General features: G+C 60.6%; 18 protein-coding genes, 1 tRNA gene and 3 rRNA genes (1 of these 22 cut by a window edge). 19 read left to right on the top strand and 3 right to left on the bottom strand.

Going from position 1 to position 25,967, the window contains the following annotated elements; translation table 11 throughout:
* From PSH78_RS25770 to pgaD, 9 genes are all read left to right on the top strand, one after another.
* Nucleotides 1–2,371: ribosomal RNA gene (locus tag PSH78_RS25770) — 23S ribosomal RNA — on the top strand (it extends 517 nt beyond the left edge of the window).
* A 148-nt stretch (nucleotides 2,372–2,519) separates the two neighbouring features.
* Nucleotides 2,520–2,635: ribosomal RNA gene (rrf, locus tag PSH78_RS25765) — 5S ribosomal RNA — on the top strand.
* Nucleotides 2,636–2,743: 108 nt separating this feature from the next.
* Nucleotides 2,744–2,859, top strand: a 5S ribosomal RNA gene (gene rrf / locus PSH78_RS25760).
* Between the two features lie 183 nt (nucleotides 2,860–3,042).
* The gene (locus tag PSH78_RS25755) at nucleotides 3,043–3,678 is read left to right on the top strand and encodes an NADH:ubiquinone oxidoreductase subunit N (protein ID WP_305497640.1); all 636 of its coding nucleotides are present in this window, start codon (nucleotides 3,043–3,045) and stop codon (nucleotides 3,676–3,678) included.
* Nucleotides 3,679–3,834: 156 nt separating this feature from the next.
* On the top strand, nucleotides 3,835–5,340 hold the full coding sequence (locus tag PSH78_RS25750; RefSeq protein WP_305497639.1) for a YdgA family protein: 1,506 nt from the start codon (nucleotides 3,835–3,837) through the stop codon (nucleotides 5,338–5,340).
* Between the two features lie 244 nt (nucleotides 5,341–5,584).
* Complete coding sequence (gene pgaA, locus PSH78_RS25745) at nucleotides 5,585–8,068, top strand: poly-beta-1,6 N-acetyl-D-glucosamine export porin PgaA (RefSeq protein ID WP_305497638.1); 2,484 nt, start codon at nucleotides 5,585–5,587, stop codon at nucleotides 8,066–8,068.
* Between the two features lie 12 nt (nucleotides 8,069–8,080).
* Entirely contained in the window at nucleotides 8,081–10,078 is a 1,998-nt protein-coding gene (gene pgaB, locus PSH78_RS25740) for a poly-beta-1,6-N-acetyl-D-glucosamine N-deacetylase PgaB (RefSeq protein ID WP_305497637.1), read from the top strand.
* Nucleotide 10,079: 1 nt separating this feature from the next.
* Entirely contained in the window at nucleotides 10,080–11,435 is a 1,356-nt protein-coding gene (gene pgaC, locus PSH78_RS25735) for a poly-beta-1,6-N-acetyl-D-glucosamine synthase (protein WP_305497636.1), read from the top strand.
* Nucleotides 11,432–11,935, top strand: a complete 504-nt coding sequence (gene pgaD, locus PSH78_RS25730; RefSeq protein WP_305497635.1) for a poly-beta-1,6-N-acetyl-D-glucosamine biosynthesis protein PgaD — start codon at nucleotides 11,432–11,434, stop codon at nucleotides 11,933–11,935. The genes pgaC and pgaD overlap by 4 nt, the downstream gene beginning before the upstream one ends.
* Nucleotides 11,936–12,068: 133 nt before the next feature.
* Here pgaD and PSH78_RS25725 read toward each other — a convergent pair whose 3' ends face one another.
* Nucleotides 12,069–13,601 carry an apoptosis inducing factor family protein gene (locus PSH78_RS25725; protein ID WP_305497634.1) on the bottom strand — a complete coding sequence of 511 codons (1,533 nt, stop codon included), beginning with the start codon at nucleotides 13,599–13,601 and terminating at the stop codon, nucleotides 12,069–12,071.
* Between the two features lie 139 nt (nucleotides 13,602–13,740).
* On the opposite strand from PSH78_RS25725, the gene PSH78_RS25720 reads away from it, so the two are divergent.
* From PSH78_RS25720 to PSH78_RS25690, 7 genes are all read left to right on the top strand, one after another.
* Complete coding sequence (locus PSH78_RS25720; RefSeq protein ID WP_305497633.1) at nucleotides 13,741–14,301, top strand: YbhB/YbcL family Raf kinase inhibitor-like protein; 561 nt, start codon at nucleotides 13,741–13,743, stop codon at nucleotides 14,299–14,301.
* An 87-nt stretch (nucleotides 14,302–14,388) separates the two neighbouring features.
* Nucleotides 14,389–14,562, top strand: coding sequence for a hypothetical protein (locus PSH78_RS25715; RefSeq protein WP_305497632.1), 174 nt, complete (start codon nucleotides 14,389–14,391; stop codon nucleotides 14,560–14,562).
* A gap of 38 nt (nucleotides 14,563–14,600) precedes the next feature.
* Entirely contained in the window at nucleotides 14,601–15,914 is a 1,314-nt protein-coding gene (locus PSH78_RS25710) for an MFS transporter (RefSeq protein WP_305497631.1), read from the top strand.
* 99 nt (nucleotides 15,915–16,013) lie between these two features.
* Nucleotides 16,014–16,595 carry a hypothetical protein gene (locus PSH78_RS25705; RefSeq protein WP_305497630.1) on the top strand — a complete coding sequence of 194 codons (582 nt, stop codon included), beginning with the start codon at nucleotides 16,014–16,016 and terminating at the stop codon, nucleotides 16,593–16,595.
* Between the two features lie 118 nt (nucleotides 16,596–16,713).
* Entirely contained in the window at nucleotides 16,714–18,381 is a 1,668-nt protein-coding gene (locus PSH78_RS25700; RefSeq protein ID WP_305497629.1) for a VWA domain-containing protein, read from the top strand.
* Between the two features lie 165 nt (nucleotides 18,382–18,546).
* Entirely contained in the window at nucleotides 18,547–19,119 is a 573-nt protein-coding gene (locus tag PSH78_RS25695; protein ID WP_305501406.1) for an RNA polymerase sigma factor, read from the top strand.
* A complete protein-coding gene (locus PSH78_RS25690; RefSeq protein ID WP_305497628.1) occupies nucleotides 19,116–19,721 on the top strand; it encodes a hypothetical protein in 606 nt (201 codons plus the stop codon). Before PSH78_RS25695 ends, PSH78_RS25690 begins: the two co-directional genes overlap by 4 nt.
* 140 nt (nucleotides 19,722–19,861) lie before the next feature.
* On the opposite strand, the gene PSH78_RS25685 is transcribed toward PSH78_RS25690, so the two are convergent.
* A tRNA-Arg gene (locus PSH78_RS25685) sits at nucleotides 19,862–19,938 on the bottom strand.
* 350 nt (nucleotides 19,939–20,288) lie between these two features.
* On the opposite strand from PSH78_RS25685, the gene gabD reads away from it, so the two are divergent.
* The 3 genes from gabD (at nucleotide 20,289) to PSH78_RS25670 (ending at nucleotide 24,562) form a co-directional block, all read left to right on the top strand.
* The gene (gene gabD, locus PSH78_RS25680) at nucleotides 20,289–21,731 is read left to right on the top strand and encodes an NADP-dependent succinate-semialdehyde dehydrogenase (RefSeq protein ID WP_305497627.1); all 1,443 of its coding nucleotides are present in this window, start codon (nucleotides 20,289–20,291) and stop codon (nucleotides 21,729–21,731) included.
* Nucleotides 21,732–21,906: 175 nt separating this feature from the next.
* Nucleotides 21,907–23,184: a 4-aminobutyrate--2-oxoglutarate transaminase gene (gabT, locus tag PSH78_RS25675; protein WP_305497626.1), complete on the top strand. Its 1,278-nt coding sequence runs from the start codon at nucleotides 21,907–21,909 to the stop codon at nucleotides 23,182–23,184.
* Between the two features lie 163 nt (nucleotides 23,185–23,347).
* The gene (locus PSH78_RS25670) at nucleotides 23,348–24,562 is read left to right on the top strand and encodes an HDOD domain-containing protein (RefSeq protein WP_305497625.1); all 1,215 of its coding nucleotides are present in this window, start codon (nucleotides 23,348–23,350) and stop codon (nucleotides 24,560–24,562) included.
* 125 nt (nucleotides 24,563–24,687) lie between these two features.
* Here the strand turns inward: PSH78_RS25670 and PSH78_RS25665 are convergent, their stop codons facing one another.
* Nucleotides 24,688–25,677 carry a sensor domain-containing diguanylate cyclase gene (locus PSH78_RS25665; protein ID WP_305501404.1) on the bottom strand — a complete coding sequence of 330 codons (990 nt, stop codon included), beginning with the start codon at nucleotides 25,675–25,677 and terminating at the stop codon, nucleotides 24,688–24,690.
* Between the last annotated feature and the right edge of the window lie 290 nt (nucleotides 25,678–25,967).

Below are 25,967 nucleotides of genomic sequence, written 5' to 3'. Positions count from 1 at the left end.
GCAGTGGGAGCCCACTTTGTTGGGTGACTGCGTACCTTTTGTATAATGGGTCAGCGACTTATTTTCAGTGGCGAGCTTAACCGAATAGGGGAGGCGTAGCGAAAGCGAGTCTTAATAGGGCGTCTAGTCGCTGGGAATAGACCCGAAACCGGGCGATCTATCCATGGGCAGGTTGAAGGTTAGGTAACACTGACTGGAGGACCGAACCGACTACCGTTGAAAAGTTAGCGGATGACCTGTGGATCGGAGTGAAAGGCTAATCAAGCTCGGAGATAGCTGGTTCTCCTCGAAAGCTATTTAGGTAGCGCCTCATGTATCACTGTAGGGGGTAGAGCACTGTTTCGGCTAGGGGGTCATCCCGACTTACCAAACCGATGCAAACTCCGAATACCTACAAGTGCCGAGCATGGGAGACACACGGCGGGTGCTAACGTCCGTCGTGAAAAGGGAAACAACCCAGACCGTCAGCTAAGGTCCCAAAGTTATGGTTAAGTGGGAAACGATGTGGGAAGGCTTAGACAGCTAGGAGGTTGGCTTAGAAGCAGCCACCCTTTAAAGAAAGCGTAATAGCTCACTAGTCGAGTCGGCCTGCGCGGAAGATGTAACGGGGCTCAAACCATACACCGAAGCTACGGGTATCACGTAAGTGATGCGGTAGAGGAGCGTTCTGTAAGCCTGTGAAGGTGAGTTGAGAAGCTTGCTGGAGGTATCAGAAGTGCGAATGCTGACATGAGTAACGACAATGGGTGTGAAAAACACCCACGCCGAAAGACCAAGGTTTCCTGCGCAACGTTAATCGACGCAGGGTTAGTCGGTCCCTAAGGCGAGGCTGAAAAGCGTAGTCGATGGAAAACAGGTTAATATTCCTGTACTTCTGGTTATTGCGATGGAGGGACGGAGAAGGCTAGGCCAGCTTGGCGTTGGTTGTCCAAGTTTAAGGTGGTAGGCTGAGATCTTAGGTAAATCCGGGATCTTAAGGCCGAGAGCTGATGACGAGTTACCCTTTGGGTGACGAAGTGGTTGATGCCATGCTTCCAAGAAAAGCTTCTAAGCTTCAGGTAACCAGGAACCGTACCCCAAACCGACACAGGTGGTTGGGTAGAGAATACCAAGGCGCTTGAGAGAACTCGGGTGAAGGAACTAGGCAAAATGGCACCGTAACTTCGGGAGAAGGTGCGCCGGTGAGGGTGAAGCACTTGCTGCGTAAGCCCACGCCGGTCGAAGATACCAGGCCGCTGCGACTGTTTATTAAAAACACAGCACTCTGCAAACACGAAAGTGGACGTATAGGGTGTGACGCCTGCCCGGTGCCGGAAGGTTAATTGATGGGGTTAGCTAACGCGAAGCTCTTGATCGAAGCCCCGGTAAACGGCGGCCGTAACTATAACGGTCCTAAGGTAGCGAAATTCCTTGTCGGGTAAGTTCCGACCTGCACGAATGGCGTAACGATGGCGGCGCTGTCTCCACCCGAGACTCAGTGAAATTGAAATCGCTGTGAAGATGCAGTGTATCCGCGGCTAGACGGAAAGACCCCGTGAACCTTTACTATAGCTTTGCACTGGACTTTGAATTTGCTTGTGTAGGATAGGTGGGAGGCTTTGAAGCGTGGACGCCAGTCTGCGTGGAGCCATCCTTGAAATACCACCCTGGCAACTTTGAGGTTCTAACTCAGGTCCGTTATCCGGATCGAGGACAGTGTATGGTGGGTAGTTTGACTGGGGCGGTCTCCTCCTAAAGAGTAACGGAGGAGTACGAAGGTGCGCTCAGACCGGTCGGAAATCGGTCGTAGAGTATAAAGGCAAAAGCGCGCTTGACTGCGAGACAGACACGTCGAGCAGGTACGAAAGTAGGTCTTAGTGATCCGGTGGTTCTGTATGGAAGGGCCATCGCTCAACGGATAAAAGGTACTCCGGGGATAACAGGCTGATACCGCCCAAGAGTTCATATCGACGGCGGTGTTTGGCACCTCGATGTCGGCTCATCACATCCTGGGGCTGAAGCCGGTCCCAAGGGTATGGCTGTTCGCCATTTAAAGTGGTACGCGAGCTGGGTTTAGAACGTCGTGAGACAGTTCGGTCCCTATCTGCCGTGGACGTTTGAGATTTGAGAGGGGCTGCTCCTAGTACGAGAGGACCGGGTGGACGAACCTCTGGTGTTCCGGTTGTCACGCCAGTGGCATTGCCGGGTAGCTATGTTCGGAAAAGATAACCGCTGAAAGCATCTAAGCGGGAAACTTGCCTCAAGATGAGATCTCACTGGGACCTTGAGTCCCCTGAAGGGCCGTCGAAGACTACGACGTTGATAGGCAGGGTGTGTAAGCGCTGTGAGGCGTTGAGCTAACCTGTACTAATTGCCCGTGAGGCTTGACCATATAACACCCAAGCAATCTGTAGACTCGAAAGAGGCCAGATTGCGGTGTGTGAAGACGAAATGAACCGAAAGTTCGAGTCAAACCCACAAACTATCGCATACCCATTCGCTGGAACGTGACCGTAAGGCACGCGCTGGCTACCGAATTTCTTGACGACCATAGAGCATTGGAACCACCTGATCCCATCCCGAACTCAGAAGTGAAACGATGCATCGCCGATGGTAGTGTGGGGTTTCCCCATGTGAGAGTAGGTCATCGTCAAGATTAAATTCCGAAACCCCTATCTGCTGATGCAGGTAGGGGTTTTGTTTTTAGTAGAAGTCTTCGATTTTCACCGACACGTTGTTCCTGAACGGGTTGGTTACCGAATTTCTTGACGACCATAGAGCATTGGAACCACCTGATCCCATCCCGAACTCAGAAGTGAAACGATGCATCGCCGATGGTAGTGTGGGGTTTCCCCATGTGAGAGTAGGTCATCGTCAAGATTGAATTCCAGAACCCCTGTCTGCCAACGCAGACAGGGGTTTTGTCGTTTTTGGAGCCGATAATCGGATCGCCGTCCTAATTGACGCCACCCCCCGGCAAACCCCCAGGCCGTTGCTATGCTTTGGTTGTCGGGCCGTTGGCAGCAACAGCCCGCGACGTGACTGGTCATGGGGATTCCAATAATGAAAAACCCTTATGCTCCCGGCTTCTGGTGCGCTGTCGCGGCCTTGGTGCTGCTTTCGGCCACCTACTTCTATGGCGTCATGCTGACTCACCATATCGACAAGGCACTGATTTTCCTGGATAGCGCGGCTGCGCTGATCGGTGTCATTTCTGTCGCAATCGTCGCCTGGGCGTCTCTCCAAGGCCAGCGCATCAAGAAGAAGCAGCTTGTGCAGGGCAAGACACTGGTCTTGATCTGGGATACCAAGGTTGCGCTGCGCCGGGTTGAAACGGTATTCGACCGTTATTTCTGGGGCAGCTATTGGCAGCCTGGACGCACGTTTCAGGAAGTCATGGGTGAGCTCACCGGTACTCCGCTGGAGAAAAGCCTCGAGGCCCTGAAAACTCAATGCGCCGCCTTGGACAAACAAGTCGCGCAAGACGACTGGCATTGGCTCAACAATGCCCGCGAGCTGTGCAATGTGGCCAACGCGATGGCTCGGGAGCGCTATCAATTGGACTTCTACGATGGGCGTGACGACTCATCGGGTGCGGCAGTAATCAATCGGGATTTCGAAGTGTTGGTCTACACCTGGACAGCACGCCTCAAGACCTTCGATCATCAACTTGACGAGATCGAAGTCGAATATTCGTAGACCATTTCTCAAGAACACGCTTTTTCCCCTTTAAACATTGGGCTTGCTGACTTGCCTGATGCTAATCTCCCCACCACTTTTATCGCGTCGTACCACAGCCCTTTGCGGGTCAAGGAAGACGACTCTTTTCAACCATGGAACACGATCGGATCACTCATGAACAAATCAGCAAGCGTACTTCTGGGAATCGTTGTGGTTGTGGGTGCAATCAGTGCGGGTGGCGCCTGGTATACCGGCACCAAGCTTGAAGGCGTACTGCAAACCGCTATTGCCGACAGCAACAAGCAACTGCAAACGGCTTTGGCGGGTTCCAATGGCACCGCTTCGATTGAACTGGTCTCCCTGGACCGTGGCACCTTCAGCAGTACCGCCCGTTATCGTCTCAAGGGTGAAGGCGAAATGTTCGGCGGCGAACCGGTCGAGCTGCTGTTCGTCGACAACATCGAACACGGTCCACTGCCATTCTCGCGCCTGATGACGCTCAAATGGTTGCCGGTCATGGCCACCAGCCACACCGAACTGGAGCGGACTCCGCTGACCGAAAAGTGGTTCGTTGCCGCCAAGGATAAATCGCCTCTCAAAGGCGTCTTCAATCTCGGTTACGATCAATCCACCAACGGCACGTTCGAACTGCTGCCTCTGGATACCAAGCTGGATGACCAATCCCAACTGATCTTCTCCGGCCTGAAAATCGATGTAGCCGCCAGCGCCCAGGCTGAGAAGATCAAGGCCGACGGCTATATGGACAGCTTCAAGTTGACCACCGTCGCCGAAGATCAGACGCCGGTTCAGGTAGAGTTCAGTGGCCTGACATTGGCCAGCAACCTGACCAAGAGCACCTATGGGTACTACAAGGGCGACAACACCCTGTTGCTGAGCAACAGCAAGACCACCTTCGGCGAGCCGAAATCGGTATTGGGCCTGAAAAACTTCGAGATGAAGAACAACAGCTCTGAGAACGGCACCAGTGCTTCGGGACGCGCTGATTACAAGATCGGCGAGTTGTCGTTCAACGACAAGGTCATCGGTTCTGCACAGATGGCGGTCAGCCTGAAGAACCTGGACATCCCTGCCACCATGTCGCTGATGCAGGTCTACCAGGCCAAGCTGCAACCCTACGAAAAGGCAGCTGCCGAGGCCGCTGAAGCGGGCGAGCCGGCTCCAGAGCTGAACCTCACCGAGGCAGAAGAAGCGCAGGTCAAAGCCGACCTGGAAAAACTCCTGGCTGGCGCCCCGCAAGTGGCACTGGAGAACCTCTCGTTCAATACCGCTAACGGCGAAAGCCGCGCCAGCCTGGTTGTCGATCTGGCCAAGCCGCAATCCATGGACCTGCCACCCGATGAGCTGGGCCGCCAGTTGCTCGCTCTGCTGGACTTCAAGGTGAAGGTTTCCAAGCCAATGCTGGTGGATCTCCTGACCGTGCAAGCGCAGATGGAAGGCCAGACCGACGAAAAACTGATCGCCGACCAGGCGACTGCCACCAGCGATATGTTCAGCGCCATGGCTGTAGGCACGGAGTTGGCGAAGCTTGAAGGCAATGATGTGGTCACCAATCTGCACTACGCCAACAATCAGGTCGATTTCAACGGCCAGAAGATGACCGTTGAACAGTTCACCGCGTTTGTGATGAACAAGCTGGGCGGCGGCGTCGCTATTCAGTAACCCGTCCCAGGCAACATCTGAAAACCGGTCCGTGCCCTGTGCACGGGCCGGTTTTTTTTGTCCGTTGAAAATGCCGCGCTGAAATCTGCATGGATTCTGAAGAATTATGGCGATCTGGAAGATGACCCGCCACGGAGTGCAAAACTAGGCCCGTTAGAGCTTGGCTGGGTTCCTTTGATCCGGCCTTCTGTTTGATGGGCAAGGGGGCACTGCGACCCGGCTGGCCATGTAAGGATGCTGACGAATGCCGCGTACTGTGGGTCCTCTTATTCAATTCGGTTTGCGCCCGTTGTTTCGCGTCGCGCTGTGCGGCCAATTGTGCTGGTCGGTGGCGGCGTTTGCCGATACCGCTTATGACCAGATGGTGCTCGACGCCCGCGCGGGGCACTATACGCCCGCGTTGTCCGTATTGCGCCAGGTGCCGGTTGGCCAGGCCAGCACCGCACAGATCAGTGACCATCTGCAGATCGCCAGTTGGGCCGGTCTTGATGCCGAGGTGGTGAAGGTCTACGAAACCCAGGGCCGCTTCCGCGACCTTCCGGTTCAGGCGCTGACCGCAGCTGCTCGCTCCTATCGCAACCTCAAGCGCTGGGATCCGGCGGTCGAGTTGCATCGCCGGGCGTTGGCGATCGATCCGCAAAATCCCGATCTGCAACTAGGCCTGGCCTTGACCCAGGCCGATGCCGGCAAGCCAGATGAAGCCGTCAGCCGCGCGAGGGCCCTCGTTGCCGCCAAGCCAGAAGATCCGATGCGCCGGTTGGCCTTGGGCTATGCGCTGACGCGTGCGGACAATCCCCACGAAGCGCTTTTCGAATACGACCAGGCGTTCACCCGTGCCGGCAGCAACAAGCGTGAAGTCGCCCGCGAGTACGTCTACGCCCTGCAACGCGCCCGTTTGCCTGAGCCGGCCCTGCGCCTGGCCCGGCTTCAGCCCGGCCTGATCGAGCGTGGCGTGCAGCGCAGGCTCGAAGGCGATGTGGCGGCCGAGCGGGTGCGTCTGGCGGATATGGCCAGTCGCAGCGAAACAGAACGTTTTGTCATTGCCGATCGCGCACTGGCGGACTACGACAAACTGCTCGCCACCTGGACTCCGGTGGCCGAGGCCCACGATGATGTCTTGCGCTGGCGGATCGACCGCATGGGCGCCCTCAACGCCCGGGCTCGCCGGGCCGAGGTGATCGCCGAGTACCAGAAGCTGGTCGCTGAAGGGGTCAGCATTCCAACCTACGCGTTGCGCTGGGTGGCGTCTTCCTATCTGGAGCAACGTGAACCGGAGATTGCCGTCGATCTGTATCGCCGCGTGCTGATTGCACCAGATGCAGATCCTGCGGACCGCTTCGAAGACAGCACTGCGCTCTACTACGCCTTGCTGGAAAGCGAAAAATCCGAGGAAGCCCGCGCACTGGCCGAAGACCTGGCGAAAGCACAGCCGGCCCGCGTGGAACTCAAGGGGCTGCCGATCGGCAATCCCAACGACGAGTGGATGGACGCGCAGCTTCTGGCCGCTCAAGCAGGTACCTACGGCGCCGATCTGCCTACCGCCGAGGCGCGCCTGGACGCTCTGGTCTACCACGGGCCCGGCAATATCGGCTTGCGCCTGGCCCAGGCCGATTTGTACCAGGCACGTGAATGGCCGCGACGTTCGGAAAGCCTGCTCAAGGAAGTCGAGGCCACGACGCCGCGCAATCGCGACTTGGAAGTCGCCCAGGCCCGCGCCGCCATGGATCTGCAGGAATGGCGGCAAATGGATGCGCTTACCGATGACGTCGTCGCCCGCTATCCCGAGAACGCTCACGTCAAGCGCCTGCAACGCCAGCGTGACGTCCATGACATGGCTGAACTGCGCATCGAAGCCTACACCGGCAAGAGCTACGGTGGCGGCAATGGCGACGCTGGCGCGGTGACCGGCAGCCGCGATTTTGGTATCGAGACCTTGCTCTACAGCCCGCCCATCGATGAAGACTGGCGGCTGTTCGGCGGTGCCGGATACGCAACCGGCGACTTCGAGGAAGGCACCGGCCACCATCGCTGGCAGCGCCTGGGAGTGGAGCGGCGTACCCGCGACATGACTCTGGAGGCGGAAATCTCCAACCATTCGTATGGTTCCGGTGACAAACAGGGCGCGCGAGTTGCCGTGGCCCGGGACATCAATGATCACTGGCAGTACGGCGGCAGCCTGGACTACCTCTCGGCCAACACTCCGTTGCGGGCTCTCAACAGCGGGATTCGCGCCAATGGTGGAAGCGGTTTCGTCCGCTGGCGTGCCAATGAAAGCCGCGAGTGGCGGCTGGCTGTCAGCCCGTCCCACTTCAGCGATGGCAACAACCGCCTCGAGACCTTGCTGACTGGCCGCGAAGGCATCTACAGCGCTCCGAGGCTACAAGTGGAGCTGGGCCTGGAAGTCGGTGCCAGTCGTAACAGCGGCTCCAATGAAGTGCCGTACTTCAACCCGAAATCGGACTTCAGCGTCATGCCGACCGTGAGCGCCAATCATGTGCTGTATCGCCGCTACGAAACCACCTGGAGCCAGCAATTCCAGGCCGGTGCCGGCACTTACAGCCAGAGTGACTACAGCACCGGCGCCATGGGGTTGCTCAGCTACGGCCAGCGTCTGCTCTGGAACGATGTGCTTGAAGCCGGGGCCGCGCTGAGCTGGCTCAACCGCCCTTACGACGGCGATCGTGAAAGCGATCTGCGCCTGCTTGTAGACCTCACCTACCGCTTCTAGAAGAGTTTGAAAATGCCCGTCATTTCGCGATTCATCCTTCTGCTGGGAGTCTTGCTGATCAGCGCTTGTGCCCAGCAGGCCCCGGCATTTGCCCCGCCTTCGCAACGGCCGCTGATGGCCAACGATGCGCCATGGCCGAAAAACCACGTGCTGGGTATCGCCTACCACGACGTCGAAGACCGCGACCCCGACCAAGCCTTGGTGGCCGTGCGCACCGAGCGCCTGATCGAGCAATTGGCCTGGCTGCGGGAAAACAATTACCAGCCGGTCACGATCGACCAGATCATCGCTGCCCGCAACGGCGGCCCAGAACTGCCACCGCGTGCGGTAATGCTGAGTTTCGACGACGGCTACTCCAGTTTCTACACCCGCGTCATGCCCATCCTGCGCGCCTATAACTGGCCGGCCATCCTCGCCCCGGTTGGCAGCTGGATCGATACGCCGCTGAATCAACCGGTGGATTTTGCCGGCGTGCCGCGCAAGCGTTCCGAGTTCCTGACCTGGGAGCAGATTCGCGAGGTATCGAAATCGGGCCTGGTGGAAATCGCCGCCCACACCGATGCCAATCACAAAGGCGTACTCGCCAACCCGCAAGGCAACCAGCAGCCGGCGGCGACCACGCGGCGCTACGATCCGGCTACCGGTCGTTATGAAGCCGAGGCCGATTTCCAGGCGCGTCTGCGCAAAGACGTGACGGCCATCTCCGAGAAGATCCGCAAGGTTACCGGCTACAGTCCGCGCGTCTGGGTCTGGCCATACGGCGAGGCGGATGGTACAGCGTTGCAGGTGATTGGCAGCCAGGGCTACCAGATGGCCCTGACCCTGGAAGATGGTCTCGACAGCCTCGATAACCTGATGAGCGGCCCGCGCTTCCTGGTAGCCTCCGATCCGGACGGCGCTCACTTCGCCGAAAGCATCGTATCGGTGCAGACCATGGACCCGATGCGGGTGGTCCACGTCGACCTGGATTACGTCTACGATCCTGACCCTGTGCAGCAGGAGGCCAACGTCGGCAAGCTGGTCCAGCGTGTCTACGATCTGGGCGCCAACACCGTCTTCCTGCAAGCTTTTGCCGACCCGAAGGGCGATGGCCTGGTCCATTCGCTGTACTTCCCCAATCGGCACCTGCCGGTACGCGCCGATCTGTTCGATCGGGTCGCATGGCAATTGCGCACCCGGGCCAACGTGAAGGTGTATGCCTGGATGCCGGTGCTCAGTTTTGCCCTGGACCCGAAGTTGCCGCGTGTACAGCGCTGGGATCCTGAAACCGGCAAGATTGGCGTCGCCCCGGACCAGTACGTACGCCTGTCGCCCTTCGACCCCAACGTGCGCAAGGTCATCGGCGAAATCTACCAAGACCTGGCGCGGATGAGCTCGGTGGACGGCGTTCTGTACCATGACGACGCGGTGTTCTCCGACTTCGAGGATGCCGGCCCAGCCGCGATGAAAGTCTATGCGGCCAACGGCTTGCCAACCTCCATCGCCGCCCTGCGCGACGACCCGGCGGCCATGCAGCGCTGGACCCGTTTCAAGAGCCGCTACCTGATCGACTTCACCGCTGAACTCACGGCCAAGGTTCGGGCAATTCGTGGTCCGGAGGTGCGCACGGCGCGCAATATCTTTGCCGAGCCGATGCTCAACCCGCAGAGCGAGGCCTGGTTCGCCCAGAACCTCGATGACTTCCTCGGCGCCTACGATTGGACGGCTCCGATGGCCATGCCATTGATGGAAAAGCAGACCCGCGAGCAATCCGGGCCCTGGCTCGAACGGCTGGTGGAAACCGTCAAGGCTCGCCCCGGTGCGCTCAAGCGCACGGTATTCGAACTGCAAGCGCGCGACTGGCACAGCAAGCCGGTGGCCGATATCGAAGGCGAACAACTGGCCGACTGGATGGGGCGTCTCAAGCGCCAGGGCGTGACCAGTTTCGGCTACTACCCGGACAACTTCATCGAAGACCAGCCCGCCGTGAAAGCCGTGCGGCCTGCGCTCTCCAACAAATGGAATCGTTGACATGCTCGACAGACTGCTCGCCGTCCTGGTGCTGGCGATCGTCCTTGGGGTGCCCCTGGGCCTGATCTTCCTGGTCACCGGGCAATTCCTGATGGACTTCGTGTTCTTCTACCCGTTGTTCATGTCCGGACTGTGGATCGCCGGTGGCCTGTATTTCTGGCTGCACTGGGAGCGTCACTGGCCGTGGAAAGACGACACCTTGCCGCCGCCCCTGGCCGGCGAACCGCTGATCAGCATCCTGATCCCGTGCTTCAACGAAGGCGACAACGTTGCCGACACGATTCACGCAGCGCTGGGCCAGCACTACCCGAACATCGAGGTGATCGCCATCAACGACGGCTCCAAGGACAACACCGCCGAGGTGCTGGACCGACTGGCCGCCGAAGACCCGCGCTTGCGTGTGCTGCACCTGGCGGAAAACCAGGGCAAGGCCGTGGCCCTGCGCATGGGCGCCATCGCCGCGCGCAGCGAATACCTGGTGTGCATTGACGGCGACGCGCTGCTGGCACCGAATACCTGCGCCTATCTGGTGGCGCCGATGCTCGACAACGCCCGCCTCGGCGCGGTGACAGGCAACCCGCGCATTCGCACCCGTTCAACCTTGGTGGGTCGGGTCCAGGTCGGTGAGTTTTCCTCGATCATCGGCTTGATCAAGCGTACCCAGCGGGTCTTCGGACGGATCTTCACCGTGTCCGGCGTGATCGTCGCCTTCCGTCGCACGGCGCTGCACCGGGTCGGTTATTGGAGCCCGGACATGATCACCGAAGACATCGACATCAGCTGGAAGCTGCAACTGGACCACTGGAGCATCTTCTACGAACCCCGTGCGTTGTGCTGGATCCTCATGCCCGAAACCTTGCGCGGCCTGTGGCGGCAACGGCTGCGCTGGGCCCAGGGCGGTGCCGAAGTGCTGTTCAAGAACATCCGCGGCATCTGGCAATACCGCCACCGTTACCTGTGGCCGCTGCTGTTCGAATACTGCTTGTCCACCGGTTGGGCGTTCACCTTCCTGCTGTCGGTGATTTTCTGGGGCGCCGGCAAATTCATCGAGATGCCCGCCGCCATCGCGGTGGACCACCTCATGCCGCCGGCCTTCACCGGGCTGTTGCTGGCGGTGGTGTGCCTGATGCAATTCGCGGTGAGCATCCTGATCGACCGTCGCTACGAAAAAGGCCTGTGGCACATCATGTTCTGGGTGGTCTGGTACCCGTTGGTGTTCTGGTTGATCAGCCTGTTCACCACCCTGGTGAGTTTCCCCAAGGTGCTGTTCGGGCAGCATCAGAAACGTGCGCGCTGGGTCAGCCCGGATCGCGGGATCAAGCCGTTCGATGACGAAGAAGAGGAAGTGATCCGATGAAAATTATCAGGACCCGGCAGCGGCCTTTTCTGGTGGTCATCGATGTGCTTTTTACCGTGCTGGCGTGGGTCGGGCTGTTGTATCTGCTGGTCAACGGGCTCTGGCCGTTGTTCGACAGCCATGCTGGCCCGCGCCTGGGCGGTTCGCTGTTCGATACCCTGGGAACCTTGCAGATCTATGGCTGGATCGCGCTGGTCAACGCCATCATCCTGATTACCTGGGCGCGATATCAACAGCGCAAGAGCCGCAGCTTCGCCCAGCGTCGGCTGCCGAGGCCTGCGGTGGATGACCAAGGCCTGAGCGCAAGTTTCAAGCTGACTGACGAGCGACTGGAAACGCTGCGCCAGCCTGGCTCGAAAATCATTCATAACAATCCGGATGGCGACATCAGCCACGTAGTGCCGCACTTCCATCTGCTGAGCCCGGATTTGCAACCGCCGCCCCTGGCACCGCTGGACCGGCCGCAGGTGATTCATCTGCCGGCTGATCATTCTGCGTAGTCAACGCAAGACACTTGTGGGAGCGAGCTTGCTCGCGATAGCGGCATGTCAGGCAACAGTGGTGCCGACTGATCGGGCGCCATCGCGAGCAAGCTCGCTCCCACAGGTTTTCTATTGTCTTTAATTAGAGACGCTACACCGAAAAATCCCGGACCAACCGCCAGGCCTCATCCACCGGCAGCGGTTGTTTCATGCGCTGGGCCAGCGCCGCCATGGCCCGGCCTTCATCGCAGGCCACGACTGCGGCAACGAGACCGTCCTTGCCGAGCAGAGCGATGAACGGAGGATGCTCAGGCGTGCCCTTGAATTGCACCTCGTCCCATTCCTCGGCATGACCGAGGTAGTCGTAGCGTTTGCCGAAGTGGTACGTCCAGAAGAACGGCACATCCAGGTAGTGTTCTTCACCGCCGAGCATGTTCGTCGCGGCGATGCGTGCCTGTTGCTGGGCCAGGCGCCAATGTTCGATGCGCCGGGGCTGGCCGTTGAGGGGAAAGGTGGCGATATCGCCAACGGCCCAGACGTGATCGGCCACGCGCATGCCGTCGTCAGCGATCAATGATTGATCTTTTTCCTGCGGCAGATCGGCGAACGGCTCGGTCGCCGGGCGCACGCCGACACCGATGATGACCAGGTCCGCCGCGAAACGCTGACCGTTATCCAGCACCACGGCTTCGACTTTTTCCGCACCTTCGATCCGCGCCGCTTCGCCCTCGCTGTGATAGACCACACCATTGGCCCTGTGTCGGGCCAGGATCGCCTTGCCGATGCTGTCGCCAAACTGCGCAGCGAACGGGACCGGGTGGCGGGCCAGGACGGTCACGCTCAGTTCACGCTTGCGCAGGGACGAGGCGACTTCCATGGCGATGAAGCTGTCGCCGATAATCACCGCTCGCTGCCCCGGCTGGGCACGGTCGAGGATCTGCCGGGTATCGGCCAAAGAGCGCAGGGTGAACACATTGGGCAAGTCGAGGCCCGGCATGTCTGGCGTCCTGGGCACTCCACCGGTGGCGATGAGCAGTGCGTCATAGTCCAGGCGTTGACCGTCGGCGAGATGAATCTGGCGCGCGCTGATGTCGAGCCCGGCCACTTCGCCGTTGCGCCTTTCGATGCGTTGCCGGATGAAATAGGTTTCATCGCGCAAGGGCGGCGTCTTTTCCGCGGCCATGTCGCCGGCCAATACGTATTTGCTCAGTACGGTGCGGTCATAACCGGCCTCGGCTTCGCGGTCGATCATCTGGATCCGGCCACCGAAACCCTTCTCGCGCAGCGCCGCCGCGCAAGCCGTGCCGGCCGCTCCGGCGCCGACGATGACAAAGGTGCGCGGGTCATCGGCGGGAGGGATTTTTTCGGCTGGCAGTGGTTGCTCATCGACCCATACTTCATCGCCTCGCACCTCGACGTGATAACGCTGCAGGCTGTCGAGGGCCGGCGGCTCGCACAGGGCGCCGTCTTCGGCACGGAACGCGGCCTTGTGCCACGGGCAGATCAGCCTGCCGTGGCATACCGCGCCCTCGGCCAGCGGCGCCCCGGCATGCGGGCATTTGCCTTGGAAGGCTCGGACCTGTCCGCCAGCCCGCAGCAGCAGGATGGGTGTTTCGTTGAGGGTCACTTCGAGGCCGCGGTCCTCTCGCACATCAGCGAGGCGGGCGACTTGATGCATGGGCATGGTCGTTCTCCGACAGGCGTTTCCCGTTCGAGTCAGGGGAGTGCAACGAGGTTCAGCATAATTGTCACTGCAACCGGGCTGGCGCTGCGGCTATAGTTCGCAGGCCGTCCATGGCCTGAATCGAATTAAGGTGCCCGGTATGACTCGATTGACCTCCCTTTCCTCCTGGCTCGCGGCCGTCACCCTCGTGCTGTGCGCGCAAGGGGTTGTCCAGGCCGAAGAGCGTTTCACCCTGAGCATTCCCGGTGTGTCGGACGACCGCCTCTTCACTGCCGCCGCCGCGAGTGACGCGAACACCTGCGGCGGCAAGAATATTTCTCCGGCGCTGAGCTGGAACGCTGGCCCGCCTGGCACCCTCAGCTATGCCATCGTCATGCTCGATCCCGACGGCCAGCGCGGGCAGGGCGTCGACCACTGGGTCCATTACGGGATCAAGGCCAGCACCCGACAGATCCCGGCGGGCGCGGGCACCAAATCCACCCTGGAAGGCATGAGCGGCATCAACAGCAAGAACACTCACGGCTACATCGGTCCGTGCCCACCCGTTGGCGACAGCGCTCATCACTACCTGATCCAGATATTCGCCCTGGACCTGCCACCCGACGCATTGCCCGCCGGCCTCACACGCGCCCAGTTGATGGAAAAACTCAAAGGCCACGTACTGCGCAACAGCAGCGTGGTGCGCCGCTACCACCGCTGAGCGGCCGCCCCAATCGTCACGTAAGTTGGCATCGAGCGCCAAAAGCGAGCACTATCGGCGCCTGTTCACTCATACCGGAGGATGGCGATGACGCAGAAAACCGACGGCATCGCCCGCCTCAAGAACTGCCCCACCAAGGGCGACGAAATACGCCGGGCCATCGCCCAGAGCCGCAAGGATTTTCTGCCTGCTGACGAGGCCGTAGACGCCCAGCCAGGCCAACCGTCGGCGCAGCCCGTGGACAAGGGTCCCGCTGTCTGAACCGGCGCTTTCTTCCAACCATTTCTCCAAACATGCCTATGACTGCCACCCATCATCTGCCAGGCGCACGGCTCAGCCGCTCCGACTACAAGACCCTGGGCCTCGCCGCCCTCGGCGGCGCGCTGGAAATCTACGACTTCATCATTTTCGTTTTTTTCGCCCTGACCCTCAGCCAACTGTTCTTCCCGCCGGAAATGCCTGAGTGGCTGCGCCTGCTGCAGAGCTTCGGGATTTTTGCCACCGGCTATCTGGCGCGTCCCCTGGGCGGGATACTCATGGCGCACTTTGCCGACCGGCTGGGGCGCAAACGGGTGTTCAGCCTGAGCATCCTGATGATGGCGTTGCCGTGTCTGCTCATCGGCGTGATGCCGACCTACGCGCAAATCGGCTATTTCGCCCCATTGCTGTTGTTGGCGTTGCGCATCCTGCAAGGCGCGGCGGTGGGCGGGGAGGTGCCGAGTGCCTGGGTGTTCGTGGCCGAACACGCGCCGTTGCGGCATCGCGGCTATGCCTTGGGCTTTCTCCAGGCGGGCTTGACCTTCGGCTACTTGCTCGGCGCCTTGACCGCCACGGCGCTGGCGCGGATCTTCACCCCGACCGAAATCCTCGACTACGCGTGGCGCTTGCCGTTCCTGCTGGGCGGGGTCTTCGGCGTGATCGGCGTCTGGCTGCGCCGCTGGTTGAGCGAAACGCCGATCTTCATGGCCCTGCAAGCCAATCGCGAAGGCGCGGCGGAACTGCCGCTACGCACGGTGCTGCGCGACTATCGGCATGCCTTGCTGCCCGCCGCCATTCTGACCTGCGTACTGACTTCCGCCGTGGTGGTCTTTGTGGTCATCACCCCGACCGTCATGCAAAAAAGCTTCGGCCTGACCCCCAGCCACACATTTGCCCTGAGCAGCCTCGGCATCGTTTTCCTGAACATCGGCTGCGTCCTGGCCGGCCTCGTCGTCGACCGCATCGGCGCCTGGCGCACCGTCTTGCTCTACAGCCTGCTGTTGCCGCTGGGCATCGCCGTGCTCTATGCCAGCCTGATCAGCGGGAGCGACTGGCTGGGCCTGGCCTACGCCGTGGCCGGCCTGGGTTGCGGCGTGGTCGGCGCGGTGCCTTCGGTGATGGTCAGCCTGTTCCCGCCAAAGATTCGCGTGTCCGGTATCTCCTTCACCTACAACATCGCTTATGCACTCTGGGCCAGCATGACGCCGTTGTTGTTGATTGCGCTGGTGCCGTGGAGCCCGTGGGTTTGCGTGGCGTATTGCGTGGTGATGGGCGCGGTGGGCGTGGGGGCGGCGGCTTATTTTCCGGGAAGGCATGCAAAAATCCTGCGGCCCTCTTTGGCCTGTGAGTCCTGATCCTGCACCGCGCGAACAAGAAAAAACGCTTGAGAATCCCACCGTCGCCCTTAAAATGGCGCCACCATTTTGGCATCACTTCTTTCAGGGACGAATCTCATGCGCGTTTTTGCCACCCTCCTGGCCCTCTTCCTTATGGCGGGCTGCGCCTCCAAGCCGGATTACTACATTTCTCCTGCGCCAGTGGCTATCCCCAAAACCGCCACATACTGGATCGACACGTTCAACGTCGAGGTCGCCGGCAAGAACGAACGTTTCCTGCCCGACGAAAAAGTCCGTGACAAGCTGCACACCGACCTGATCGTGCGCTTGCTCGACGGCAATCGCTACGCCTCCAGCAAGGAAAGCGCTGACTACCTGCTGGATATCAACGCCGTCTACGCCCGCCGTATCCAGGACACCCAGGGTGGCTTGATGAACAGTATCGTTGCCGACGGTACGTACCTTGCCAGTGTCGATTTTAGCTACCAAGTCCAGGTGAAGAAGGCCGGCGCCGAGGTGCTGCATTTTGCCCAGGCTCGCGAAGGGCTGATGCCGGCTGGCGCGATCGGGCAGTTCCACGCCATGAAAGGCATCGCTGGTGCCCTCACGAAACGAGGCAATTCCGATGTCGAGGAGTACTACACCAGCCAGTTGAGCCGTTTCATCGCCGATGACCTGCGGGCCATTCCGTCTCGCTGAGGCTAATTGCCGCCGCTGAGAGGACAAGTGCCTAGAAAATTTTCTGGTCGTTAACCCGAACCACTGATCTCTTGCGTCTGACCTTGTGAACGGATCATCCACTCACGAGGTTCAGCCCATGTCCCGTCCGCTTTCGTATATACGTCCTGCCACCCAGGGCTTTGCCGTCACCCTGCTGGTGGCTTTGGCCGGCTGTGGGATGTCTTCGTCCCGTGAGGCTGCCAAGTCGGCGGAACCGGTGGCGGCGGCGCCCATCGTCGCGCCGCAAGGGGAGATCGCCTACGTGCGCCAGCCTGTGGCCAAGCGCATGGCCGCTCCGGCCTCAATGCCTGCGCCGATGGGCGATGTTATTTCCAATGATTACCGCAGCGAGCCGCGCGAACAGTACGAGAAGCTGCCGGAAAATCCTGTCCACAGCGTCGCCGAGACACCGGTCTCGACCTTCAGTGTGGATGTCGATACCGGCAGCTATGCCAACGTGCGACGTTTCCTCAACCAAGGCAACTTGCCACCCGAGGGCGCTGTGCGATTGGAGGAAATGGTCAACTACTTTCCTTACCACTACGCGTTGCCCACCGACGGTTCGCCCTTTGGCGTGACCACCGAAATCGCGCCATCGCCCTGGAATCCCCACACCCGTTTGTTACGCGTTGGCATCAAGGCGTCTGACCGCGCCGTCTCAGACCTGGCCCCGGCCAACCTGGTATTTCTGGTGGATGTGTCCGGCTCGATGAACCGTCGCGAAGGCCTGCCGCTGGTCAAGAGCACGCTGAAATTGCTGGTGGACCAATTGCGCGATCAGGACCGGGTGTCCCTGGTGGTCTATGCCGGTGAGTCGCGGGTAGTGCTCAAGCCTACCTCGGGTAGCGACAAGGTGAAGATCCGCAACGCCATCGATCAACTGAGTGCAGGCGGTTCCACTGCCGGCGCCTCGGGCATCGAGCTGGCCTACCAGATGGCTCGGGAAAGTTTTATCGACAAAGGCATCAACCGCATCCTGCTGGCCACCGATGGTGACTTCAACGTCGGCATCAGTGATTTCGACAGCCTCAAGCAGATGGCCGTGGATCAGCGCAAAAGCGGCGTTTCCCTGACGACACTGGGCTTCGGTGTGGATAACTACAACGAACACCTGATGGAGCAACTGGCTGACGCCGGTGACGGTAACTACGCGTACATCGACAACCTGCTCGAAGCGCGCAAGGTCCTGGTGGACCAGCTCAGCTCCACCCTGGCGGTGGTAGCGCGAGACGTGAAGTTGCAGGTGGAGTTCAACCCCGCCCAGGTCAGCGAATATCGACTGCTGGGTTATGAGAACCGCGCGTTGAAACGTGAGGATTTCAGCAACGACAAGGTCGACGCAGGCGAGATCGGCGCTGGGCATACCGTGACCGCGCTGTATGAAATTGTCCCGAAAGGAGAGGAGGGCTGGTTGGAGCCGCTGCGTTATGGGAACGCGCCCAAGGCGGACGGCAAGTCCGGCGAACTGGCGATGTTGCGCGTACGCTACAAACCGGCGGAAGGCGGTAGCAGCCGGTTGATCGAACATCCTATTGCCCTCTTACCGCGCAATGACAAGCCCAGCGATGACCTGCGTTTCTCCGCCGCCGTGGCGGCCTTCGCCCAACAGCTCAAGGGCGATGGACGCTACACTGGGCAGATGACCTTGAAGGATACCGCGCAGTTGGCGCGCTCGGCCCGCGGTGACGATCCGTTCGGGCTGCGTGCCGAGTTCGTGCAACTGGTGGAGCTGGCCCAGAGCCTCGAACCTGCGGCCAAACGCTGATCCCGGCCACAATGGGGATCAACTGTGGGAGCGAGCTCGCGATGGCGGTGTACCAGTCACATCAATGCCGACTGGACCGACACTATCGCGAGCAAGCTCGCTCCCACAGGCTTCCCCTGTCGTCGCCAGGACCGTGTTGCAATGACAAAGGAGTTCGTCATCGAAATGCCCGCTGCGCTTGATTCTCCCAGCGACGAATCGCTGCTGGCCCGCTATCGCGAAGGCGACGGGGCTTGTTTCGAAGCCCTGTACGCCCGCCATCGGCAAGGGCTTTATCGTTTTCTGGTGTCCTTGAGCAACAAGGCCGAACTGGCCGAGGAAATTTTCCAGGACACCTGGCTCAGCCTGATCCGCAGCACCACTCAGCCACAAGGCCGGGCGAGTTTTCGTACATGGTTGTTCCAGATTGCCCGTAACCGCTTGATCGACCACTGGCGCAAGCACGGCGTCCACAATCCGCTGCACGACAGCTATGACGAGCAGCTTCATGTCCAGCCCGACGACACCGGCAACCCTGAGCAACAGTTGAGCCTGAGTCGCGACCAGGCCCGTCTGGACGCCGCATTGCAGGCCTTGCCCGAGGATCAGCGGGAAGTGTTCCTGCTGCGCCTGCACGGTGATCTCGAACTGCCACAGATCGCTGCCCTGACCGGCGTTCCGCTGGAAACGGTCAAGAGCCGCTTGCGTTACGCCCAACAGAAACTGCATCGCCTGTTGGCCGAGGAGGTACCCGCATGATCGACCCCAAACAGACGCCGGATTCCATCGACGAAACGCTGGTCGAGCATTTCCGCCAACACGCCAGCGGCGAGCCGCCGGCCTCCATGGACGCCTTCATCCTGGCCACCGCCCGCCGTGAAGCCCCGACGCCGGCGCCGAGCCTGTGGCAGCGCTGGCTGCAGGCTTGTCAGCGACCCCGTTGGCAAATGGCATTCGCCACCGTTGCCGGTGTGGCGCTGATGATCGGCCTGGTGCTGCGTACGTCGACCGAGGAGCAACTGGCTTCACCCGCCTCGATGGAGTTTTCCGCTGATCGGCAACAGCCCTCGGTTGCCGCTACGCCGCTGCCGGCCCCCGCACCGGTCACTCGCATGGCGCCCCAGGGCGAACTGGCCCGAGCTCCGGCCAGCCCGATACAAGCGTTGGCGGATAAGCCCGCGGCGAAAATGAGCAACGCCGCGCCCGCCGCAGTGCCAACACTTGAGCAGGAGCTGCTTGAGGTGCTGCGATTGCGCGAGGCGGGGGATAGCAAGGCCGCTGATGAAAAACTGCTGGCGCTGCACAAGCGCTTTCCCAAGGAAGACCTGCCGGCGCGGTTGGAGGCGTTGCGCAAGCGATGAGAGAGAGTGCGCGTGGCGAGGGAGCTTGCTCCCGCTGGGCTGCGCAGCAGCCCCAAAACTACCCAGTTCAGAATCGGGTAAGGACAGCGCCACAAAAAAGCCCCAATCCGTGAGGACTGGGGCTTTTGATTTTTCATGTCTGGTGCACCAGGCGGGATTCGAACCCACGACCCCTGCCTTCGGAGGGCAGTACTCTATCCAGCTGAGCTACTGGTGCAACGCGGGCGCCATGATACTCATAAGCATGGCGGGCGTCCATGCTGCTGATTTGCCGTTTGTTTTCGCCTCGCTCGGCGGCTGTTGGCTACGCTGATCAGAAAAAACAGGCAAATGCAGCTTTTTCGTTCTTTTTTTCGAACAGCCTATTGTCCTCCAACCCCATCGGCCCTAGGATTCGTTTGAGATTTCAAACGCTCTTGTCTGGGTGCTGAACCGCACGTCTGTGCTTATGTGCGTTATTTCTGTGCTTCAGCCCGGTGGATGATTTCCCTGACGGCAGCCCATGAGGCGCCTTTCTACAACTCTAATTCGCTCCGCGTGCGCGCGGTGCTGTTAAGGAAAGCCGACATGCAGCTTAAAGACACCCAGTTGTTCCGCCAGCAAGCCTTTATCGATGGCGCTTGGGTCGATGCGGACAATGGTCAGACGATCAAGGTCACCAACCCGGCAACGGGCGAAGTATTGGGCACAGTGCCGAAGATGGGCGCTGCCGAAACCCGTCGCGCGATCGAAGCCGCCGACAAGGCGCTGCCGGCCTGGCGTGGGTTGACCGCCAAGGAGCGCGCCAACAAGCTGCGTCGCTGGTATGAATTGCTGATCGAAAACCAGGACGACCTCGGTCGCCTGATGACCCTGGAGCAGGGCAAGCCGCTGGCCGAAGCCAAGGGCGAGATCGTCTACGCCGCCTCCTTTATCGAATGGTTCGCCGAAGAAGCCAAGCGCATCTACGGTGATGTGATTCCCGGCCACCAGCCGGACAAGCGCCTGATCGTGATCAAGCAACCAATCGGTGTGACCGCCGCGATTACGCCGTGGAACTTCCCGGCCGCGATGATCACCCGCAAGGCCGGTCCGGCCCTGGCCGCCGGTTGCACCATGGTCATCAAGCCGGCTTCGCAGACGCCGTTCTCGGCGCTGGCCCTGGTGGAGCTGGCGCACCGTGCCGGCATCCCGCAAGGCGTGTTGAGCGTGGTCACCGGCAGTGCCGGCGACATCGGTGGCGAGCTGACCAGCAACCCGATCGTGCGCAAGCTGTCCTTCACCGGTTCGACCGAGATCGGTCGCCAGTTGATGGCCGAATGCGCCAAGGACATCAAGAAGGTTTCCCTGGAACTGGGCGGCAACGCGCCGTTCATCGTGTTCGACGACGCGGACCTGGACAAGGCCGTCGAAGGCGCGATCATTTCCAAATACCGTAACAATGGCCAGACCTGCGTCTGCGCCAACCGCCTGTACGTCCAGGATTCGGTGTACGACGCCTTCGCCGAGAAACTCAAGGCAGCGGTGGCCAAGCTCAAGATCGGCAACGGTCTGGAAGACGGCATCACTACCGGTCCGTTGATCGACGAAAAAGCGGTTGCCAAGGTACAGGAACATATCGCCGATGCGGTCAGCAAAGGCGCGACCGTGCTGTCGGGCGGCAAGCCGATGGAAGGCAATTTCTTCGAGCCGACCATCCTGACCAACGTGCCGAAAAATGCCGCCGTGGCGAAGGAAGAAACCTTCGGCCCATTGGCGCCGCTGTTCCGCTTCAAAGACGAAGCCGAAGTGATCGCGATGTCCAACGACACCGAGTTCGGCCTGGCTTCGTACTTCTATGCCCGCGACCTGGGCCGTGTGTTCCGTGTGGCCGAAGCCCTCGAATACGGCATGGTCGGCGTCAACACCGGTTTGATCTCCAACGAAGTCGCGCCGTTTGGCGGCATCAAGGCTTCGGGCCTGGGCCGTGAGGGCTCCAAGTACGGCATCGAGGATTACCTGGAAATCAAATACCTCTGCCTGGGTATCTGATCTGCTACAAGCGCAAAGGGCACGAGAGCGCTGTCCCTTTGCGCGTTTTACCCCGTTCTGTTTCTTGTGGCCGGAACGCTGCGGCAGTCGATCATCGCATGCTGTCGCAGCTGCCTCCCCGCCATGTATTCCTTGAGCCACGCCGACCGATGAGCGGCGAATGAGGACATTTTTAATGAGCAAGACCAACGCAGACCTGATGGCCCGCCGTACCGCCGCTGTTCCCCGCGGTGTCGGCCAGATTCACCCGATCTTTGCCGAATCGGCGAAGAACGCCACGGTTACCGACGTTGAAGGTCGTGAATTCATCGACTTCGCCGGTGGTATCGCCGTACTGAACACCGGCCACGTGCACCCGAACATCATCGCCGCCGTCACCGAACAGCTGAACAAGCTGACCCACACTTGCTTCCAGGTCCTGGCCTACGAGCCGTACGTGGAGCTGTGCGAAAAAATCAACGCCAAGGTCCCGGGTGATTTCGCCAAGAAAACCCTGCTGGTGACCACCGGTTCCGAAGCGGTGGAAAACGCCGTGAAGATCGCCCGTGCCGCCACTGGCCGTGCCGGTGTGATCGCCTTCACCGGCGCTTACCACGGTCGTACCATGATGACCCTGGGCCTGACCGGTAAGGTCGTGCCTTACTCGGCCGGCATGGGCCTGATGCCTGGCGGCATTTTCCGCGCGCTGTACCCGAACGAGCTGCATGGCGTGAGCGTTGACGACTCCATCGCCAGCATCGAACGCATCTTCAAGAACGACGCCGAGCCACGCGACATCGCCGCCATCATCATCGAGCCGGTCCAGGGCGAGGGTGGCTTCTATGTGGCGCCGAAGGCCTTCATGCAGCGCCTGCGCGCCCTGTGCGACCAGCACGGGATCCTGCTGATTGCCGACGAAGTGCAAACCGGCGCCGGTCGTACCGGTACGTTCTTCGCCATGGAGCAGATGGGCGTCGCCGCCGACCTGACCACCTTTGCCAAATCCATTGCCGGCGGTTTCCCGCTGGCCGGCGTGTGCGGCAAGGCCGAATACATGGATGCCATTGCGCCAGGCGGCCTCGGCGGCACCTACGCCGGCAGCCCGATTGCCTGCGCCGCTGCGCTGGCGGTGATGGACGTGTTCGAAGAAGAACACCTGCTGGATCGTTGCAAGGCCGTTGGCGAGCGCCTGGTGACTGGCCTCAAGGCTATCCAGAAGAAATACCCGGTCATCGGTGAAGTCCGTGCCTTGGGCGCCATGATCGCCGTGGAGCTGTTCGAAGATGGCGACACCCACAAGCCGAACGCTGCCGCCGTTGCGCAAGTAGTGGCCAAGGCGCGCGACAAGGGCTTGATCCTGCTGTCCTGCGGGACCTATGGCAACGTCCTGCGCGTGCTGGTGCCGCTGACTTCGCCGGATGAGCAACTGGACAAAGGCCTGGCAATCATCGAAGAGTGTTTCTCCGAGCTTTGATATTTACGAGCTCTGAGCTCTGAGCTCTGAGCTGTGTGCTGATCCACAAGAAACCCGCTTCGGCGGGTTTTTTCATATTCGGCTACAGATCCACGGTGGTTTCGACCTGTCTGGAATGGCCGTTATTGTCTAAGGTGCATGTATTGCAAGGGAGCGATGCGGCATGACTGCTGTGGATTTACCCGCTGTACCGCGTGTGTTGATTGCCGAGGCCGATCCGGCGTCCAGGGAGCTGCTTGAGCAGGTGCTGTCCGGAGTGCGTTGCGATGCGCGGATAGACACTTGTGGCGAGGGACGGCAGGCCTTGGAGCTGCTGGCGCATAATTCTTACGACCTGGTGATCGCCGATTGGGAACTGCCGGGTGTCGATGGCCTGAGTATCTTGCGTGGCTTGCGCCAACACCACCGCACGCCCGTGTTGCCGTTCATCCTGGTGAGCCGGCGCAACGACAGCGCCAGCGTGCGCGAGGTCTTGCCCCTGGCGCCGACGGCCTATCTGACCACGCCCTTGAACCGGGAAAACCTGACCCAGCGTCTGCAGGGGTTACTTCTCAGTAGCGAGGACACATCCAACGCCGCGCCAATTCCAGGACCGGGCCTCACATTGGCGACGTTCCTGGAGCGTCGACGGGACATGGCCGAAGGCGCGCCGTTGATGACCGATGTGCAGGTCGCGATCAAACGCAGTCTCAATCCTGGTGGGCTGGATCTGAAACTGCTGGAAGAAGAGCTCCGTACTGACCCGCAGATCACCGCCGTGCTGATTGCCGCGGCCAACAGCGCCGCGCAACATCAGGGCGGCGGTCCGGTGCAGACCGTGGCCCAGGCGCTGCATCAGCTAGGCACCGGGCAAAGCATGAACCTGATCCTGGGCTTGACCCTCAAGCGCTGTGCCCGGTTGAACGTGCCTTGGCTGGCGGACTATGCCGAACGTTATTGGGAATTGTCGCTGCACACCGCCGAGTACGCCCGGATGATGGCGCGCATGCTTGATCTGGAACAGGAGCGCTGTTATTGCGCCGGCCTGTTGCATCGCTTGGGCGACCTGGCACTGCTGCGCTGCATGGAAGAATGGAAGCAGGCCGGCGGCGAGCTGGACGAACCGGAGGAAATCGGCGATTCGCTCGAACAGTTCGGCGCCGGTTTTGGCTCGGCGCTGCGCACCCGCTGGCGCTTGCCGCTGGAGCTGCGCGAGTTGATCGCGGCGGTCTACGGTCTCGGTGGCGGGGTTTATTCCCGCGAGGCGCTGGTGATGAACATGGCGGCGCAGATGGCTCATTTACCCGCGCACGAAGGGCTTGAAGAACTGGCCCGGGGACGCACGGCGCGCTTGCTGAAGATCGGGCTGCCGGAGTTGATGCGGTTGCGCCGCCAGTAAATTCACCACTGACCCCTGTGGGAGCGAGCCTGCTCGCGAAAGCAGTGTGTCAGTAACGGATAAGTCGACTGACACACCGTATTCGCGAGCAGGCTCGCTCCTACAGTTGATTGATGGTGAGACACTCAGGCCGCGATGATGCGGTTCTTGCCCTGGCGCTTGGCCTCGTACATCGCCGCGTCAGCACGGGCGAACAGGTTGTCGAGGGTCTGGTCTTCGGCGCTGATCCCAGTCAGGCCCTGGCTGACGGTGATGCCGAAGTCATGCTCCCCGCAGCGAAACGCCAGGCGCTGGATTTCCCGCTGCAAGCGCTCGGCGACCTGCAATGCCATGTCCGGGGCACAGCCGGGGAAAACAGCGGCAAACTCTTCACCACCGATCCGACCGAAGAGGTCACCGCGCCTGAGCACGCTCCGCCCGCTCTCGGCGATCTTTTGCAATACCGTATCGCCTTCCTGGTGGCCGTAAGTGTCGTTGATCAGTTTGAAGTCATCGATGTCCAGCAACAGGAATGCCATCGGCGTGCCTTGCAGCCTTGCCTGCTCGAATTCCCGATGGGCGCACTCGAAGAAATGACGGCGGTTGCTGCTCTGGGTGAGCACGTCGGTGGTCGCCAGCCGCTGCAGTTCGCTTTCGAGCAGCTTCTTTTCGGTAATGTCTTCGGCGATGCCGACCACAATCACCGGTTGCCCCGGATCGGCCTGACGATTGATGAAACATTTATCGCTGAGCCAGCGGATCTGGCCGTCGGCGGCGATGATGCGGTATTCCCGATCTTCCACGGCGCCTTTGACCAACACCTCGGCCAGGCTGCGCTCGGCGTAATCCAGATCGTCCGGGTAGATTGCGTCACGCCATTCGTTGTAGTCAGCCAGCACGAGGCCGGCGGGGCGGCCGAAAATCCGCTCGTAGGCGGGGCTGACGTACAGCACTTGCCGGGTTTCCCAATTGAACGCCCACAGCACCGCGTTGACGCTGACCAGCAACGAACTGAACAACTGCTCCCGCTCGCTCAGGCGCGCCACTTCCCCTTGGGCGTGCATCAGCGCCATGAGTGTCTGGGCCGCTTCGGGCCAATGTGGCTGGGATGAATCCTGTAGGTTCTTGTCGACCATCGGCACAAATCTCAAGGAACGTGCATTGCTATGGATTTGCACGCGCTCACTCCAAAGCCCGCCAGGATGGCGAAGTGCTCTTGAGATAGGGGATTGTGGGCGAAGTTCCTTTTCAGGCGACGAAGGGCGGGGGCTTCGGTTCGAACATGTGGGAATGAACTCGTGGCGAGGGAGCTTGCTCCCGCTCGGCTGCGAAGCAGTCGTGAACCGGCGGGTGCGGTATGCGTCGTGCTCCGTATTCGGCAGGTTTTGGGGCCGCTTCGCGGCCCAGCGGGAGCAAGCTCCCTCGC

It is taken from the genome of Pseudomonas sp. FP198, assembly GCF_030687895.1.
Taxonomy (GTDB): Bacteria; Pseudomonadota; Gammaproteobacteria; order Pseudomonadales; family Pseudomonadaceae; genus Aquipseudomonas.
This window is presented reverse-complemented; position numbering and strand designations above follow the sequence as displayed.

Excerpts from the sequence above, each read along its gene's own strand:
- PSH78_RS25690 (WP_305497628.1), top strand. The coding sequence starts at position 19,116 with ATGATCGACCCCAAACAGACGCCGGATTCCATCGACGAAACGCTGGTC.
- PSH78_RS25725 (WP_305497634.1), bottom strand. The coding sequence starts at position 13,601 with ATGCCCATGCATCAAGTCGCCCGCCTCGCTGATGTGCGAGAGGACCGC.
- PSH78_RS25705 (WP_305497630.1), top strand. The coding sequence starts at position 16,014 with ATGCGCGTTTTTGCCACCCTCCTGGCCCTCTTCCTTATGGCGGGCTGC.
- PSH78_RS25715 (WP_305497632.1), top strand. The coding sequence starts at position 14,389 with ATGACGCAGAAAACCGACGGCATCGCCCGCCTCAAGAACTGCCCCACC.
- PSH78_RS25710 (WP_305497631.1), top strand. The coding sequence starts at position 14,601 with ATGACTGCCACCCATCATCTGCCAGGCGCACGGCTCAGCCGCTCCGAC.
- gabT (WP_305497626.1), top strand. The coding sequence starts at position 21,907 with ATGAGCAAGACCAACGCAGACCTGATGGCCCGCCGTACCGCCGCTGTT.
- pgaA (WP_305497638.1), top strand. The coding sequence starts at position 5,585 with ATGCCGCGTACTGTGGGTCCTCTTATTCAATTCGGTTTGCGCCCGTTG.
- PSH78_RS25750 (WP_305497639.1), top strand. The coding sequence starts at position 3,835 with ATGAACAAATCAGCAAGCGTACTTCTGGGAATCGTTGTGGTTGTGGGT.
- pgaB (WP_305497637.1), top strand. The coding sequence starts at position 8,081 with ATGCCCGTCATTTCGCGATTCATCCTTCTGCTGGGAGTCTTGCTGATC.
- PSH78_RS25720 (WP_305497633.1), top strand. The coding sequence starts at position 13,741 with ATGACTCGATTGACCTCCCTTTCCTCCTGGCTCGCGGCCGTCACCCTC.
- pgaC (WP_305497636.1), top strand. The coding sequence starts at position 10,080 with ATGCTCGACAGACTGCTCGCCGTCCTGGTGCTGGCGATCGTCCTTGGG.
- pgaD (WP_305497635.1), top strand. The coding sequence starts at position 11,432 with ATGAAAATTATCAGGACCCGGCAGCGGCCTTTTCTGGTGGTCATCGAT.
- PSH78_RS25670 (WP_305497625.1), top strand. The coding sequence starts at position 23,348 with ATGACTGCTGTGGATTTACCCGCTGTACCGCGTGTGTTGATTGCCGAG.
- gabD (WP_305497627.1), top strand. The coding sequence starts at position 20,289 with ATGCAGCTTAAAGACACCCAGTTGTTCCGCCAGCAAGCCTTTATCGAT.
- PSH78_RS25700 (WP_305497629.1), top strand. The coding sequence starts at position 16,714 with ATGTCCCGTCCGCTTTCGTATATACGTCCTGCCACCCAGGGCTTTGCC.
- PSH78_RS25695 (WP_305501406.1), top strand. The coding sequence starts at position 18,547 with ATGCCCGCTGCGCTTGATTCTCCCAGCGACGAATCGCTGCTGGCCCGC.
- PSH78_RS25665 (WP_305501404.1), bottom strand. The coding sequence starts at position 25,677 with ATGGTCGACAAGAACCTACAGGATTCATCCCAGCCACATTGGCCCGAA.
- PSH78_RS25755 (WP_305497640.1), top strand. The coding sequence starts at position 3,043 with ATGAAAAACCCTTATGCTCCCGGCTTCTGGTGCGCTGTCGCGGCCTTG.